The organism is Rheinheimera mangrovi (assembly GCF_003990335.1).
In the GTDB taxonomy this organism is placed as follows: domain Bacteria; phylum Pseudomonadota; class Gammaproteobacteria; order Enterobacterales; family Alteromonadaceae; genus Pararheinheimera; species Pararheinheimera mangrovi.
Genome location: NZ_CP034683.1, coordinates 1,486,114 through 1,500,982, shown reverse-complemented (window position 1 = coordinate 1,500,982; position 14,869 = coordinate 1,486,114). Strand labels below are relative to the sequence as shown.

Sequence of the window (14,869 nt, the reverse complement as noted above, 5' to 3'; positions counted from 1 at the left end):
TTAAAAGCCAGGACGAAAAACAGCAATCAATTGAATTAAAACAAATTATTTAAATTAAAAATTTAACAACAAAAACATGGAACAGTGAACAACTGTAACTTTTTAAATTAAAAATCACAGTAAGGCAGGAACACTGAACACAAGCCCTTTGTCTTTGGACAAAGAGGTTGTGGCAGAAACATTAAAGCAGAGTGAGGTTAAGGCCAGAGCTTTACATCAGGGCTTTGACCAAAATCGGCACGTTGTGGCACCACCACACAAAATCTGTGGCCGAAGAGCACCTATTAGTTTAATAAGTGAACAAACAGCTGAGCTGCCTGAAAAGAACTCAGTCAAGGCGTGATAGCGAAGGAATAGTGGCGCTCTTTCAAGCTGTTACAACGCTGAATGAGAGCTTTTCAGGCGATACCGGAGGGCGGGTCCAGAATTGCCGTATATGGCTTGGATGTTCGACTTTTTGTAGCAATAGCCTGGGTTCAGAGCATGGGTTGTCCAGATAAGCATAACGCTCAGCCCAATCAGGATCGGAAGGTAGCAACTGATCACCCAGCGCCTGACTCCAAAATTCACTGGCCTGCTGAATTTCATCCACTTTGCTATCCAGAACAAAATCAGCTAAGCAACTTTTATGCTTACTCTGTTTCCCCTATTGCAGCCGGTTGCTGGCTGCATCACTGTATTCCACTCAAAGCACAACTATTTCGCGCACAGGTGAAAAGCCATAGGTTAGAGGCGTTTTTCCATAAACACACTTAAAGGGTCAAGCAAATAAGAGCCAAAAGGAGCTCTGTACTGATAGCCCAGTTTTTCATACAAACCCAAAGCTTCGGGTTGAGAAATACCGGTTTCAAGCCGAGCCAGCGAGATCTTCTGTTCTACAAGATGAGCTTCCAGCGCTTGCATCAGTTGTTTTGACAGGCCGCGGCCTCTGAATGCATCCAGCACATAAACCCGCTTAATTTCGCCATAACTGCCATCATCATGCATTAGTTTAACAGCGCCACAGCCTGCTAATTCACCATCCAGATAAGCACCTAAAAACAAGACATTAGGTAAAGCCAAAGCGGCAGGGCTTTCCATATGGTTACTTTCAGCCGGGTATAAAGACGCCATATAAGCATCGGATAAAGCCAGTAAATGAGCTGCCGGAGCAGATAAAGGGTCTAAAGCTTCGATGGACATAGAAAGATTCTGCGAAGAATAAAAAGAAGCAGCTATTCAAGCAAAAACTATAGTAAAAAAGCAATGCTTTTAAATTTTAGGCAAGTTACAAGCAGCAAGGTCAGCAGATCTGCTTAACCACAGCCTTTCAGATAACTGCAACTATGAGCTTTGGCATGCTGCTGCAAAACTTCAATAATGCGCAGGTGATCGGCTGAAGCAGCGGACACGACGAAATAGGCATCTATCTCTGCCAGCTTCTTTTGTTTTAAATCGACGACATCAGTTGACTGCCCAGCGGTATAAGCCACAAAAGGTCCCTGATAACTGATCAAATGCTGAGTACGTTGGTGCAAAAATAACTGCACAGCGCTGATACTGTCTGGCATATCGACCAGTTGGTAACCTTGCTGCAGCAATTGCTGACGCTGACCTAAATAATCAAAAGAACGGATAGCGGCCACGGTTTTATCTTGTGGTGCAGTAGAGCTCAGCGAATGACTGTACAGCATCAGTTGCATCGGCATATAAGCGGGTTCGATAAACCTATGTTTTTTGCTGATCGCAGCTGTGGTTTTTATATTAATACTAAAATCCACTTCACCTTGATCTAACAACAGATACATCCGGGCTGGTGTGGTGCAGACAGCCTTTAATTTATAACCTGCCTGAGCAAACAGCCGTCGAGCCAACAGATATCCTTCGCCGCTACAACTTTTACCATCAGCGCTGACCACAAAATCAGGCGGAAAATTATGAATACCCATGCGCAGGACTTTATCTGGCGAGGCCGTTGTTTCAGCCGACAATGAAGGCAGTAAAAATAACGCAAAAACGCAAAGTAGTCTGTGCCGCATAACAGGACTCTCTGGCTTGAGGTCAGAGTCCCTGGACTCTGACCTCTGCAGTATTAAGCTAATACAGCCAAAGCGCCTTCATAAGAAGGTTCATCAGCAGTCTCAGCCACTTGTTCTGTGTATAACACTGTACCGTCAGTGCCAACAACGACGACAGCGCGGGACAATAAACCAGTCAGAGGACCAGTAGAAAATGCCACACCATAGTCGTTGCCGAATGAACTGCGGAAACTTGAACCGTTTTTCACTTGCTCTAAGCCTTCAGCGCCACAAAAACGCGCCTGAGCAAAAGGTAAATCAGCTGAAACACACAACACCGTTGTGTTGCTTAAGCTCGATAAAGCCTGGTTAAAAGTGCGGACTGACGTAGCGCAGGTTGGCGTGTCTACGCTTGGAAAAATATTCAGCACCAGACGTTGACCAGCAAAATCTGCCAGTTTTACATCAGCTAAACCTGCACCTGTCAGAGTGAAATCAGGGGCTTTGCTGCCCACTGCTGGCAGTTCGCCTATCGTCTGAAATGGATTACCTTTTAATGTTACTGTGGCCATGAGTCGGCTCCTTTAGGTTAAAAAATCGGGTCGGTTAAAAAATCAGGGAGTATAGGAAGCACCAAAGCCTTTTTTTGGTTTCTTTGGTTTTTCCTGAGCGGTAATAGCCAACTGATAACTCATCAACTGGCCTTGTTTAATTTGTACGTTTTGAGTCACCCAGTCGGCATTTTGCCACGGATGCCAGAGTTTGAGCTGATAAGTGCCATCAGGAATATCGTTAAAAGTCACCTGACCTTTGCCATCAGTGACCTGCAAAAACGGACTTTCGCCAATATAAATATAGGCCTGCATATAGTCGTGAATATTACAGCCCAAAGCGATAATACCTGCCAGATCAAACACTACTGGCGCTTCAGGTTTGTTGGCATACAACTTCAGCTCAAATACTTTGGCTGGTGAAAACGAATACACATGATGCCGGGTTTTATCCATATTTGGAAAATCAACAGCGGTACCAATTTGATAGGCCGATACAAAAGGAATAAAGGTCAGGTCTTGTTGTTTCACTTCTGCTTTTTTTTGGGCAAAGATTTTATTTGCCGGGTCAAGCAGTTCAACTGCAGCATCTTCCAAGGGTTGGCCTTGCTGATCGGTCACTGTAATTTGCACTGCGGCTATAGCCCCGGTACTAAAACAGAACAATAGACAACCAGATAAAACAGCAGCGAACAAAGTCATTGAATAATCTCCGGGGCAAAGGATATAAAGCTGGTTAAACCAGGATGTGGTTAAACTAAAGCAGTTTAGGCTTATTGTCATTATCTGCCAGAGAAAGCTGCTAAAACTTTGTGAATCACCTATGTTTATCAGCCGCAGCAAACTGCTAGTATCAAAGCAGTAAATCAAATAAGGAACACAGGATGTCCAGGACCCATTGTGCACGTTTTCGTATCAGTCTGCTGACAATGCTGGCTTTCAGTATGCCTGCCCTGGCTTTTGAGCAACTGAGCCTTCATGGTCGCGGAGAATTTTACCTGAATAAACAAAATGATACAGCTCATTATTTAGCGCCATGGTGGCAAAAAGGCACAGGCCAGTTTGGCCATCACACCGATGCAGGCGCTGGTCCACAGTATCTGGTTGCTCAGCTTGAACCCGATTCTGAGTTTTCGGCCACTGTACATGCCCAGTGGCACAGAGCCCCCGAATCTGGTGTTGGCGTCACTGAAGCCTGGATCAACTGGAATCCTTTACCTGTTTCAGGCTACAGAGTACGTGGCAGAGCTGGGGTATTTTATCCGGCCATGTCACTGGAAAACACCGAGCTGGCCTGGACTTCGCCTTATACCAGTTCATTCTCCGCCATTAATAGCTGGATAGCCGAAGAAATCAAAACCAGAGCCGTTGAATTATCTGTTAGCCGCCCCGGCCGTTTTTTTAAATCAGAGCATAGTATTCAGTGGGTAGGCGCATTGTTTCAGGGCAATGACCCGGCCGGATCCATCTTAACCTGGCGTGGTTTTGCTTTGCATAATTTGCAAACAGCTATTGGTGAGCGGGTTGATTTTGCCAACTATCCCAGCATAGCTGTAGGCGGTGTAGTTGAAAAACAACCAGCCTGGGTAGAGCCTAATCGCGAACTGGATCATAAAACCGGCTATTACACGGGGCTGCATTGGCAATATAAAGATCACACTGAAGTCAGGTTGTATTGGTACGACAACAGAGGCGAACCTACGACCTTAAAAGATGGCCAATATGCCTGGGATACCCGTTTTGTCAGTCTGGCTTTGCAACATCAACTGACAGACCATTGGCGGCTGCTGGCACAGTATCTGAATGGCGATACGGCTATGGGACAAAACACAGTAGTCGCCGATTATCGCAGCAATTACCTGATGCTGAACTATCAGCAGGAACAACACAGCTTAAGTGCCCGTTACGACCATTTTGAAGTGACAGATAAAGACAATACACCTACAGATGATAACAACGGCAAAGGCCATAGCTGGACCTTAAACTGGACTTATCTGCTGACAGAACACCTGAGTCTTGCGTTGGAACACAGCAGTTTACGCAGTGTGCAACCGAACAGAACTCAGTGGAATGGCTGGCAGACCGGGGCAAAGCAACACTCCAGCAGCCTGATTTTTGGCTATCGCTGGTAACAGCCCCTAGCGCCTATGATGAGATTACTAAGCAAAGAGTAGGTCAGGATTCGTAATTCTGAGGAGTTTAGATTTAAAAGTCGTGCTTGGCTTCATCAAGTCTGATGAAAAGTAAGAAGCTGGCTATGATGCAGTTTATGCTCATGTATGGTGACCGTGTATCGTTATGATAAACAGCTAAATCACCACAAAAACCTTACAATCCCACACCAATCATTGCAAACAAAAATTAACATATGTTATTTTTTTCTAAAGAAGCACCATTTGTTAATTAAACTTCAATTATGGATAATAGATAAAACTTAAAGGACTAGAAAATGTTAAAAATCTCTACGCGATCTATTCTTTCTTTAGTCATGTTTCTTACTATTGGATGGGGGCCAACTTATTCTTCTCAAGCGACGGAGATTATTGAAGTGGTAGGGCAAGGTATGAGCAACCCACATAACATCTATTGTACAAGTGCCGCATGTTCCAATGTTGCGAATCAGATCTCCGAGGAAGTAAGGCTATTGCAAGCTATGCACGATACTATGCCTATTGACTCTGAATCAATACAGAATGTATTTTTGCAGCGCTCTTGCAGCAAATCAACCTTCACACTGTAAGCAATTCAATTCCCAGCAGTATTGGCCTGATGGGCCATCGTACTTTAACATTAAATTTATGAATATACCTCCTCTGACAAATGGGTGTGGTACAGGTTCACTCTTAGAAGTGGCCGTAGGAGTAATAGCGTCATATTCGGGTCTACCGGGTTTTAGCGGTGACATAAATTCTCCTACCGCAGGTAAAGATTTTAGACCTGCGTGTAATGCGCATGATATTTGTTATGCGTCAAACAGTCATAGAGATGCATGCGATACCTCATTCAATCAGGCAATGAAAGCAGTATGTTCTGGACACGGAAGATGCTTGGAATTTAGTGACTTATATTTTGGCGCTGTAAGGGGTGTAGGAGAAGCAGCTAAAGAGGCAGCTGTCAAAGAGGCTGTTTGTAGAAGTTACAAAGCTGACTTTGTCAAAAACTGTTAATAAAACCGGCTAGAACCAATACAGGGATTCTCTATAATAGAAACAAACTTTAAGCAACTTTCAGTTTTTGCAGTGATTTTTCTAGTGACTGCCATTCTGGTAAGTATTCTGTGGCCAAGAGATGGTGTATCAGAAGGCGATTGGTCTATAACACAAATTAGCGAACTTAGTGAGGTAAGTGAAAGCAAAGAAAGAAATCAGCTTCCTTCGGATGCAGCTAAACGACAGCAAATTGAAGCTGTAAATTTTGCTACCTTTATTAGTCAAATGAATAACGAGCAGCAGAACGCGTATTTGAAATTAAATAATGAGCTTTTTGGCTTGTTAAAATTCTCGAATGAGACTGAGTTCGGTGTGTTGATTCAGAATGGTTTTCCGTTGGTTGCTGATATTGAATTCGCATCAGGCTATAAGATTCAAGAATTGTCTAATATGGTGATGGACGAAAACAGTGATTTGCATACAAAGATTGCAGAACAAAAAATAAACATCAAGGCGGTGAGAGTCGTCAATTTTGTCAATGCGATGCAGCAGGCTGAAAAAATAATAGGATATTACATCCCTGACTATACATTTAATCCTGAAGATCCAGTTAGCATAAACTGGCCAAATGGTGAAACTCCCGAGCAGGTCAAAGAAGCTATGACTGACTTAGTCTTCGCTCATGCAAGTGTAAAATCAGATACAGCGCTTGGGTCTTTAGCAAGAGCACAGTTCAATATGGCGATGCGAGCGTGGAATCAGGAACGACCGGAAGTAAGTGAGTTGGAGCTTAATTATTTCGCCCAAGCCGGCAGGCTTATGCCGCAGCTCGAGATCGATGCCTATATAAGCAAGCGTTACCCAGAGCATTACCAACACTATATCGAACTGAAAATGAACGAGGTGTACTAGGGGCTGTTGAGCTTTGTAGTACAAAAATGAGACGGCATAACAACAGGGTATAATGGTTTCGCCAGAAATCAGTCATACCCAGGGTTGTTATGCCAAGAACCATGTTAACAGATAAAGTCTGGCAGTTGCTCAAGCAACAGATGAAAGCCAGTGGCCGGGTTTACGATAAAAAAGAGCATCGAATGACCTTCGAAGGCATTCTTTTCCGCATGCGTACAGGTTGCCCATGGCGTGATTTACCCGGTGCATTCGGTCAATGGAATACGATATTCAGACGATTCCATTTGTGGTCGAAGAAAGGGGTTTTGAATTTATTATTCAGCAAGTTAGCTTATATGACTGACTCAGAGTGGTTGTTCATCGACGGCAGTGCTGTACGGTCACATCAACACAGTAGCGGCGCAGCGACACAACACGATGAAGCAATAGGCAGAAGCCGTGGCGGACGCTCAACCAAAATTCATTTGGCCGTCGATAGTTATGAATTGCCCGTTTATTTTGAACTTAGCGGTGGCCAACGCAACGACATTGTGATGGCCGAAACGCTGGTCCGTCATGATTGCGGATAAAGGGGATGACAGCGAGACGTTCCGGTCATACCTGAGCAAAGAGAAAGGCTACGTTCCAATCATCCCCCGTCGAAAAGGCAATACGAAGGGCAACAGTGAAATGGATTGGGGCATGTACAAACATCGTCATCTTGTTGAAAATGCGTTTGCCAGAATGAAGCATTTCAGAGCTATTTCAACAAGATACGATAAGTCAGAGCGCAACTACGCATCGATGATTTCATTGGCTTGTCTCATCATGTGGCTGCCAATGCACCGCTGAGTGAAAAATAAACACCAAAGTTCAACAGCCCCTAACCCAGCAGCATCCAAAGCGCCACCGCAAACATTAAACTGGCCGCGATGCGGTTTAACCACTGCACTTTGTTTTGCTGCTGGAAAAATGTGCCTAAAGCTTTACCACCACTGGCATAAAGCAGCATCGAGAGAAACTCTAACAAAATAATAATACAGACCAGCACCAGTAACTGTGGCCAGAACGCCAGTTGGCTGTCTATAAAAGGCGGCAACAAGGCCATATGAAAAGCCCAGCCTTTGGGGTTAGACACTGCGGTGACAAAACCCTGACTAAATAAGGCTCGTCGTGGCATCAACTCGGCTCTGACACCAAGCTGAGGAATAGCTAACTTGCCTTTGGCCCACCACATTTGCCAACCGATATAAGCCAGAAACAAGGCTCCTGCAATTTTAAACCACTGAAACACAGCAGGAAATTGCAGCATCATAGCGGCAACACCACACACAGCCAAAATGGCCACCAAAGCCACACCTAACATTTCTCCCCACATCATCCATAAAGTGCGGCGCACGCCCTGCGTCATGCCCAAAGTCATAGCAAGCGTCATACACATACCAGGCGTGACAGAGACAAATAAAAAAGTCGGAATAAAAGCGCCCATCAAGGCCAGATTGATCATAGCTACCTCATCAATGAAGGTCGCTATTCTGTCTGGTTGTTCAGGCCGCTACAAGAGGCGCAGACTGGCTTTTTATGGCTCTGGTCGCTCCCGCACAAAAACGGCAAAACGAGGTGTGCCTTTATGGGTCAGCCCCTGGTATTGAAAAGTGACTAAACGCCCTATTTCCGGCGGATTTTGACGTTCTGCCACCGTAAAGCCTGAGCCTAATTTAAAACGTCGGCCATCTGGTAACTCCACCAATAAAGCACCCATCATGTCGGTAAACTGGCCTTTACCCGGTAAATGCGCCACCACTCTGGCTTCTGCGTCTTCAAAGAGTTTCAGCTTTTGTAAATGACTGACCCGCCCACTTTGGTAAAGAGCCTCTGCATGATGCAACATCAGGCCTTCCCCACCTTGTGCCACAACCTGCTGCAATAACTCATCAAGCTGAGCTTTTGTCTGCAACTGCTGTTGGGGTAACAACTGCACAAATGCGGTCTGCGGTAATTGCTGTTGTAAAAACTGCAACCGTTCGGTAAAAGTGCCGGGCTGTTGTGGTGCATCAAACACCATTAGCCGAATACCCTGCCAGAGCCCGGCTCCAGAGCTTTGTAAAGCCTGCATCACCTGCTGAAACTGACCTCTGCCGGCCCATAATTCAGCGTCAAGCGCAAAAGCAGGCAGTTGCTTCAGTAACTCGTCTGGCAGCTTAATCCATTGCCCGCTGCGACTGCGCACTTGCTTGCCATCCCAAAAGATACGAACCCCATCAAGTTTTTCACTGATCCAAAAAGCAGACAGCATTCCTTGCTGCTGATAGCTCTGAGCCAGTTGTAACTGGGGTAATGTTTCAAGACCAAAAGCCGGTGCTGTGGCCAGCATAGTCGTACAACACAGCGACAAATACAAAGTTCGCATTGGTTTGCCCTCCTTGTTGTGTTCCTGTTTTAAGTGTAGTTCGTTTCATTTGAAAATAAAGTGTTAACAGAAGTGCACTTCTTTAGTGCTTTGTTGTGCAGGAAAAGCACATCAAGGTATTGATCCTCAAAGAAATCTCACAGAGAGAAGATTAAATTTATCAATATAATCAAACAATTGACATCAGACTGTCATGGCTGGGTACGGATACTGCTTTAGTTCAGGGGCTTGTTTGTTTTTTAGTTTTGGAGTCTGTTATGGTTCAACTTTATTTACGCCAACACCCGCAACGCGATTTGCTGGAACAAGAATTACAGCAACGCTTTTTTCCGGCTCTGGACTCTCCTTGTCAGCTCTGTCAGTTTGTACTGACCTTATCCACCACTTCACGCACTGCTGAATATCAGGCCATGCAGCAACTGGCGCTGCAACAGGGTAAAAACCTCGAGCCACATGAACAAGATTGTAATTTGCAACTGGGCGCCAGTTGGCTGCGCTGGGAGCGACATAATGAATTCTCTACCTATACCTTTATCCGCACTGGTACAGCACCCAGCCTGTTTTGTGATCCGCAGGAATTAGTGCCGGATCATGAATGGTTTGCCAGCCTGCCAGGGCAATTGTTTCGGGTGGTACAGCTGAGCATAGTTCAGCCGGCTCAACTGGCGACACAAGATCCAACACAGCTTTTTGTCAGTGAACATTTAATCAGCAGCATGGTATTTAACGGCAAAGCCAGAATTTGGACCGACTTTCGTAAACACAACGAAGGTGCTGGCCGCATGCTGGTGCTGGATAACGGCTTAAGCCGCAGTGCTTTAGGCGCCTTAGTGCAGCAGTTGTTTGATTTGGGCAACTACCGCAAACTGGCTCTGTTAGCCTGGCCTTACTGCAAGCAAGCACTGCATCAGTTACCACAACAAGAGCAGCAACTGGCGGTCATCACCTCGCGCATCGAACAAAAACAGGGCAATGACGAGCAGTTGCTGGATGAACTGATCCAATTGGCAGCGCAAACAGAACATCAGATTTCAGAAAACAGCAGCAGATTGCAGGCCAGTCATGCCTACTATCAACTGACATTGGACAGGCTAAAAAGTCTGGATGAACAGCCTGTTGAAGGCTTAATGTCGTTGCAACATTTTACCGAACGACGCTTAACACCAGCCTGGCGCACAGCACAGTCGATTTTAAAGCGTCAGCAACAACTGGCCGAACGTTTGGGCCGTTCAACTGAATTGCTGCGTACTCAAATTAACTTAAAGCTGGCCTGGCAAAATCAGACGCTGTTATCGTCTATGGATAAAAGAGCCCACTTGCAGCTTAAATTACAAAGTGCAGTCGAGCGCTTGTCGGTGGTCGCTATCAGCTACTACTCGCTGCAACTTTTAACCAAAGCTCAGCAAGCCATAGTGCACTGGATCCCGCAGTGGCCCGCTAAAACCATAGAGTCCATCAGCATTCCACTGGTGGTGGCTATGGTGCTGTGGTATTTCTGGCATTTACGCAAAAAACTGGCTCAACACTAAAAGACTATTCGCCAAGTGCTGAAATCTCCTCTAGTTTTATACAGATATAAAAAGGGGATTTCATGTTCAAAGCGTTGTTGATAATAGGTTTTAGCTTTAGCTTCTCATTAGGGGCAGAGCAAAACTGGTATCCGGTTGACGTAACGGCAGATGGAAAGCCGCAGCAGTACCAGCCGCTGCAAGAAGTCACTAAAGTATGGCGGCTCTGTGCTCTGTTACCTCATGGCAAAGATCATTATTGGTGGGGCGTGTCCTGGGGGTTAGCGGAAGAAGCCAAACGTCAGGGCGTACAATTAGGCATTTATGAAGCCGGAGGTTATGAGAACTTACCGCGCCAACGTCAGCAACTACAGGATTGTGTCAGTAATAAAGCTGACGCACTGATTATTGGCGCTATCTCTAGCGAAGGTTTAAATGATCTGATTTTACAGCTGAAAAATGCCGGTATTCCGGTCATCGATTTGATTAACGGTATTAAGAGCCCGGCTATTACGGCCCGATCTTCAGTGTCTTTTGCAGATATGGCGGCCAAAAGCATCCAGTATTTGTTAAAACACAATCAGCAACAGAACGCCACTCTGGCCTGGTTTCCCGGCCCTGCTGTGGCTGCATGGGTGCAAGATGCAGAACAGGGTTTAAAGCAGGAATTACAAGGTAGTCCGCTCCAGCTTGTGCATGCTGGTTATGGTGCTACAGACAATTTTTCGCAGGCGACTTTAGTGCGGCAGCTGTTTAGCCATCACCAGCCCAACTATGTGCTGGCCAATGCAGTGGCTGCTGGTGTTGCTCAGAATTTTATTTCAGCCGAAAACCTGACAAAAACTGAAGTGATGGCGTATTACGCCAATCCAGAGGTAGTCAGGCTGATCCAAAGCGCTCAGTTGCTGGCGGCAGCAACTGATTCGCCAGTGATCCAGGCTCGCATCAGTATTGATTTAGCTCTACGGATCCTGGAACAACAACCTTACGCCAAACAAGTCAGCCCGCAAATACGGATTTTGGATAGACAAAGTATTGAACATTTGCCTTTGCAGCAGATCATTGCCCCCAAACAACAATGGATGATCCGACAACCATTAGCGGCTCAAACGCCCTGAGATCCCAAACCTCAGAGCTTAGGACCAAAACATAAATCTCCGGCATCACCAAGACCCGGCACTATGTAAGCTTGCTCGTTCAGATGCTGATCCAAAGCGCCTAACCACAGATAACTGTCTTCAGGCAAATGCTGGCGCAACGCCTCAACGCCTTCAGGTGCGGCAATAGCTGCTGCTACATGCACAGAACGTGGTGTTGCCTGAGCTGCAATCAATTGCCAAACCTTAAGTAAGGACCCTCCCGTGGCCAGCATAGGATCGATTAAAATCAAATCCCGGCCTGTTAAATCAGGCAAAGCCGCGTAATTCATCCGGATCTCCAACTGCTCAGCTGACTCGCCTTCAACACGATATGCGCCGATAAAACCGCTATCTGCATCATCAAAGGCATTAGCGAAGCCCTGGTAAAACGCCAGGCCAGCCCTTAACACCGTCACTAATACCGGAGGCTGTGTGGGCACCGGTATTTCTGTAGTTCCCAATACGGTTTGTACTTCAACCTTATGCACAGGTAGAGTTTTTGCTAATTCCGCCGAGAGTAAAAACCCCAAGCGTTCTAAGTTAAATTTAAAGCGCAGTCGATCTTTTTGGATATGTGGATCGCGCAGTTGTAATAAAATTGGGTGTACTAACCCAGGGTATAAATTCAGTTGAAACAGATTCATCAGGAAGCTCGTTCGCTTAGGGTTAATCCAAGGTTATAGTTTTTTTCCTGCAGGACGCAACCTGTTCCACCACACTGAGCTTGAATTTATAACAGCAGACGCCATAACTGCATTATCAAAGACCAAATGGAGCACTGTCTGTGCCTTTATTGTTTTTAGCCTTGTTGACATTCGTGGTGTTGGCCGCAGTATTTTTTTCGCCGGTCTGGAGGGCGTATCGCCGGGAAAAAATTCAGCAGCAGCCTTTTCCTGCCGCATGGCGCCAAATTTTAAAGCAGCGCATGCCCTACTTTCGCGCCTTACCTGCCGACTTACAGCTACAACTGAAAAAGCTAATCCAGGTCTTTGTCGCAGAAAAGCAATTTATTGGTTGTGCTGACTTGGTGGTCACTGACGAAATGAGAGTGACCATAGCGGCTCAGGCCTGTTTGTTGTTATTAAATAAGCCCCCTCATTATTATCCGAAACTAAAACAAATTCTGATTTATCCGGCTGCTTTTGTCGTGCCCACAGCGCAATCCGATGCAGCGGGAGTTGTTAGCGAAATGGCGCAGGTACGTTTGGGGGAGTCCTGGCAAACCGGCCAGATTATCTTGTCCTGGGTTGATACCTTAAAGTCAGCAGCAATCTGCAACGATGGCCATAATCTGGTGATCCATGAATTTGCACATCAACTGGATCAATTAAAAGGTCAGGCAACTGGTGCGCCTTTGCTTCGAAGTACCGAAGCTTATCAACAATGGGCAGAGGTTTTATCTTATGAATTCGAACAACTGCAAAAGCAATTGGCGCTTGGCTTACCGACCTTGTTTGACGCCTATGCAGCCACCAATCCGGCAGAGTTTTTTGCAGTGATTTCAGAGGTGTTTTTTGAACAACCTGACCTATTTGCAGCTCAACACGGCGCTTTGTATCAGCAGTTACGTTCTTTCTACGCGCTGGACCCGTTAAGCTGGGCTCAAACCCACCCTGCTTTACTGCATCAATCATAGAAAAAAGTCGACCCGACTGATGGGTTGCGTAATAATAGCGGCCATTTTTTAGCAAGCAGCGGATACACAAACAATGCAAATCACTAAAGACACTGTGGTTCAGTTCCACTACACCTTATCAGATGAAACTGGCGTATTAGAAAACTCCAGAAGTCAGGACCCGGTTTTATACCTGCAAGGTCATGGCAACCTGATTGAAGGTTTAGAAAAATCAATGGAAGGCCATCAGGCTGGTGATAAATTTAACGTCACTTTGGCTCCGGCCGATGCCTACGGTGAGCGCACTGAAGATTCCATTCAAAGCGTTCAGGTCAAACACCTGATGGGCGCAAAAAAATGGAAGCCAGGTATGGTGGCCGTGGTGAATACCGAACAAGGTCAACGTCAGGTCACTGTGGTTAAAGTAGGTATGTTTAAAGCTGAGGTGGACACCAACCACCCGTTAGCTGGCAAAACCTTAAGTTTTGATATTGACGTGATTGATGTGCGTGCAGCGTCAAACGAAGAAATTGAACACGGCCATGCGCATGGCGTTGGTGGTCATCACCACCATTAAAACTGTGTTTGGGTGAAGTATTCAGTTCAGCAACTTTGTTACTGAACTGAATTAAACCTTGTCCTCTGGCTATGCTTTCGTTAGATTAACAATATGTTAAGGAAAAATCTAAGGCGCAGCTCAGATGCGATTTGTCCTGGTTGTTGTGGCACTGCTGCTCAGTAGCACCGGCGTAACCAGTCCCTCGAAACCTCTACTGAACTGGGCAATCAACACTGCACCTCCTTTTCATATTGTCGGAGGCCTTTTTGATCAACAAGGTTTGTGTGATCAACTGTTAAGTAGTCTCCAACAGCAATTACCCGAAACAAAGCATCAAGTGTTACTGATGCCTCAAACCCGCATTCATCAGGCACTGAATAAAAGGGAAAAGTTGTGTTTTCCTTGCATGATCCACAGAAGCCAACCTACTAAAACTGCGGTTTTTAGCACCCCCACTCATTGGTACAGACCACAAGGCGTTATTACCCGTCAGGCGCTGGCGAATCATCTGACACAACAGTTCAGCTCCCCACTTGAACTGACGCGGTTGTTGGAAGCAAAGACCTTTAAACTTGGGCTGGCAGCGGGTCGCAGATACGGCGATCTGGAACCGCTACTGGAACCTTATCGAAAAAGTGAGTTAATCCGCTCAGGTGATGATGGACCTGTGGCTTTACTGAAAATGATTCAGAGTGGCCGCATTGATTTCACTCTGGACTACGACATAGTCCTGACCTATCTGAATAAAACGGCACCGGAACAAGCCAAAGGGCTGGTTTATGTGCCTATCGCCGAATTACCTCTGCCCATTGCCGGGGCTGTTGGCTGCAGTAACAGTGATTGGGGCAAACAACAAATTGAACTCATTAACAGTGTGATACCCAAAGTTCAGGCCGATCCTGCCTTCCGGCACAGTCTTGAATTATGGTTTGACGGCAGGGTTTTAGAGCCGACCTTGAAGTCAAAAGCAAAGCCAAAGCAGTAAATGGAGATAAATCAGTATGTTTGAACCACAAACTTCACTAAAATTCAGCTGCAAAACAAGCCTAT

Annotated in this window: 15 protein-coding genes and 1 pseudogene; 8 read left to right on the top strand and 8 right to left on the bottom strand. The window is 45.8% G+C overall.

From position 1 onward, the window contains the following. Positions 1–367: 367 nt before the first annotated feature. From EK374_RS06815 to EK374_RS06795, 5 genes are all read right to left on the bottom strand, one after another. Positions 368–592, bottom strand: coding sequence for a hypothetical protein (locus EK374_RS06815; protein WP_127021346.1), 225 nt, complete (start codon positions 590–592; stop codon positions 368–370). Positions 593–726: 134 nt separating this feature from the next. Next, positions 727–1,182, bottom strand: a complete 456-nt coding sequence (locus EK374_RS06810; protein ID WP_127021344.1) for a GNAT family N-acetyltransferase — start codon at positions 1,180–1,182, stop codon at positions 727–729. Positions 1,183–1,295: 113 nt separating this feature from the next. Continuing rightward, complete coding sequence (locus EK374_RS06805; RefSeq protein ID WP_127021343.1) at positions 1,296–2,018, bottom strand: type 2 periplasmic-binding domain-containing protein; 723 nt, start codon at positions 2,016–2,018, stop codon at positions 1,296–1,298. A 53-nt stretch (positions 2,019–2,071) separates the two neighbouring features. Beyond that, the gene (gene tpx / locus EK374_RS06800) at positions 2,072–2,569 is read right to left on the bottom strand and encodes a thiol peroxidase (RefSeq protein ID WP_127021341.1); all 498 of its coding nucleotides are present in this window, start codon (positions 2,567–2,569) and stop codon (positions 2,072–2,074) included. Between the two features lie 42 nt (positions 2,570–2,611). After that, positions 2,612–3,250 carry a methylamine utilization protein gene (locus EK374_RS06795; RefSeq protein WP_127021339.1) on the bottom strand — a complete coding sequence of 213 codons (639 nt, stop codon included), beginning with the start codon at positions 3,248–3,250 and terminating at the stop codon, positions 2,612–2,614. A gap of 182 nt (positions 3,251–3,432) precedes the next feature. Between EK374_RS06795 and EK374_RS06790 the strand changes: the two genes are divergently transcribed. From EK374_RS06790 to EK374_RS06780, 3 genes and pseudogenes are all read left to right on the top strand, one after another. Beyond that, positions 3,433–4,680 (top strand): hypothetical protein, encoded by a 1,248-nt coding sequence (locus EK374_RS06790; RefSeq protein WP_127021337.1) that lies wholly within the window; start codon positions 3,433–3,435, stop codon positions 4,678–4,680. Positions 4,681–5,799: 1,119 nt separating this feature from the next. Next, positions 5,800–6,609 carry a hypothetical protein gene (locus EK374_RS06785; RefSeq protein WP_127021335.1) on the top strand — a complete coding sequence of 270 codons (810 nt, stop codon included), beginning with the start codon at positions 5,800–5,802 and terminating at the stop codon, positions 6,607–6,609. A gap of 89 nt (positions 6,610–6,698) precedes the next feature. Next, positions 6,699–7,440: pseudogene (locus EK374_RS06780) on the top strand (IS5 family transposase). Between the two features lie 31 nt (positions 7,441–7,471). Here EK374_RS06780 and EK374_RS06775 read toward each other — a convergent pair. Both EK374_RS06775 and EK374_RS06770 read right to left on the bottom strand, forming a co-directional pair. Then, positions 7,472–8,095: a LysE family translocator gene (locus EK374_RS06775; protein ID WP_127021333.1), complete on the bottom strand. Its 624-nt coding sequence runs from the start codon at positions 8,093–8,095 to the stop codon at positions 7,472–7,474. Between the two features lie 72 nt (positions 8,096–8,167). Then, positions 8,168–8,998 carry a DNA ligase gene (locus EK374_RS06770; RefSeq protein WP_206099297.1) on the bottom strand — a complete coding sequence of 277 codons (831 nt, stop codon included), beginning with the start codon at positions 8,996–8,998 and terminating at the stop codon, positions 8,168–8,170. Positions 8,999–9,255: 257 nt separating this feature from the next. Here EK374_RS06770 and EK374_RS06765 point away from each other — a divergent pair, with 257 nt between their 5' ends. Together EK374_RS06765 and torT are read left to right on the top strand one after the other, a co-directional pair. Further along, the gene (locus EK374_RS06765; RefSeq protein WP_127021331.1) at positions 9,256–10,527 is read left to right on the top strand and encodes a DUF3422 family protein; all 1,272 of its coding nucleotides are present in this window, start codon (positions 9,256–9,258) and stop codon (positions 10,525–10,527) included. A 62-nt stretch (positions 10,528–10,589) separates the two neighbouring features. Beyond that, positions 10,590–11,624, top strand: a complete 1,035-nt coding sequence (torT, locus tag EK374_RS06760) for a TMAO reductase system periplasmic protein TorT (protein ID WP_127021329.1) — start codon at positions 10,590–10,592, stop codon at positions 11,622–11,624. Between the two features lie 11 nt (positions 11,625–11,635). Here the strand turns inward: torT and upp are convergent, their stop codons facing one another. Then, the gene (upp, locus tag EK374_RS06755; protein WP_127021327.1) at positions 11,636–12,289 is read right to left on the bottom strand and encodes a uracil phosphoribosyltransferase; all 654 of its coding nucleotides are present in this window, start codon (positions 12,287–12,289) and stop codon (positions 11,636–11,638) included. Between the two features lie 140 nt (positions 12,290–12,429). Between upp and EK374_RS06750 the strand changes: the two genes are divergently transcribed. The 3 genes from EK374_RS06750 to EK374_RS06740 all read left to right on the top strand — a co-directional run bounded on the left by EK374_RS06750 (position 12,430) and on the right by EK374_RS06740 (position 14,804). Beyond that, complete coding sequence (locus tag EK374_RS06750) at positions 12,430–13,281, top strand: M90 family metallopeptidase (protein ID WP_127021326.1); 852 nt, start codon at positions 12,430–12,432, stop codon at positions 13,279–13,281. Positions 13,282–13,354: 73 nt separating this feature from the next. Continuing rightward, positions 13,355–13,837 carry an FKBP-type peptidyl-prolyl cis-trans isomerase gene (locus EK374_RS06745; RefSeq protein WP_127021324.1) on the top strand — a complete coding sequence of 161 codons (483 nt, stop codon included), beginning with the start codon at positions 13,355–13,357 and terminating at the stop codon, positions 13,835–13,837. A 124-nt stretch (positions 13,838–13,961) separates the two neighbouring features. Further along, the gene (locus EK374_RS06740; RefSeq protein ID WP_127021322.1) at positions 13,962–14,804 is read left to right on the top strand and encodes an ABC transporter substrate-binding protein; all 843 of its coding nucleotides are present in this window, start codon (positions 13,962–13,964) and stop codon (positions 14,802–14,804) included. The last annotated feature ends 65 nt before the right edge of the window (positions 14,805–14,869 follow it).

What these genes read in the sequence shown, in the direction of transcription:
- EK374_RS06810 (WP_127021344.1), bottom strand. Translation starts at nt 1,182, where the DNA reads ATGTCCATCGAAGCTTTAGACCCTTTATCTGCTCCGGCAGCTCATTTA.
- EK374_RS06805 (WP_127021343.1), bottom strand. Translation starts at nt 2,018, where the DNA reads ATGCGGCACAGACTACTTTGCGTTTTTGCGTTATTTTTACTGCCTTCA.
- tpx (WP_127021341.1), bottom strand. Translation starts at nt 2,569, where the DNA reads ATGGCCACAGTAACATTAAAAGGTAATCCATTTCAGACGATAGGCGAA.
- EK374_RS06795 (WP_127021339.1), bottom strand. Translation starts at nt 3,250, where the DNA reads ATGACTTTGTTCGCTGCTGTTTTATCTGGTTGTCTATTGTTCTGTTTT.
- EK374_RS06790 (WP_127021337.1), top strand. Translation starts at nt 3,433, where the DNA reads ATGTCCAGGACCCATTGTGCACGTTTTCGTATCAGTCTGCTGACAATG.
- EK374_RS06775 (WP_127021333.1), bottom strand. Translation starts at nt 8,095, where the DNA reads ATGATCAATCTGGCCTTGATGGGCGCTTTTATTCCGACTTTTTTATTT.
- EK374_RS06770 (WP_206099297.1), bottom strand. Translation starts at nt 8,998, where the DNA reads ATGCGAACTTTGTATTTGTCGCTGTGTTGTACGACTATGCTGGCCACA.
- EK374_RS06765 (WP_127021331.1), top strand. Translation starts at nt 9,256, where the DNA reads ATGGTTCAACTTTATTTACGCCAACACCCGCAACGCGATTTGCTGGAA.
- torT (WP_127021329.1), top strand. Translation starts at nt 10,590, where the DNA reads ATGTTCAAAGCGTTGTTGATAATAGGTTTTAGCTTTAGCTTCTCATTA.
- upp (WP_127021327.1), bottom strand. Translation starts at nt 12,289, where the DNA reads ATGAATCTGTTTCAACTGAATTTATACCCTGGGTTAGTACACCCAATT.
- EK374_RS06745 (WP_127021324.1), top strand. Translation starts at nt 13,355, where the DNA reads ATGCAAATCACTAAAGACACTGTGGTTCAGTTCCACTACACCTTATCA.
- EK374_RS06740 (WP_127021322.1), top strand. Translation starts at nt 13,962, where the DNA reads ATGCGATTTGTCCTGGTTGTTGTGGCACTGCTGCTCAGTAGCACCGGC.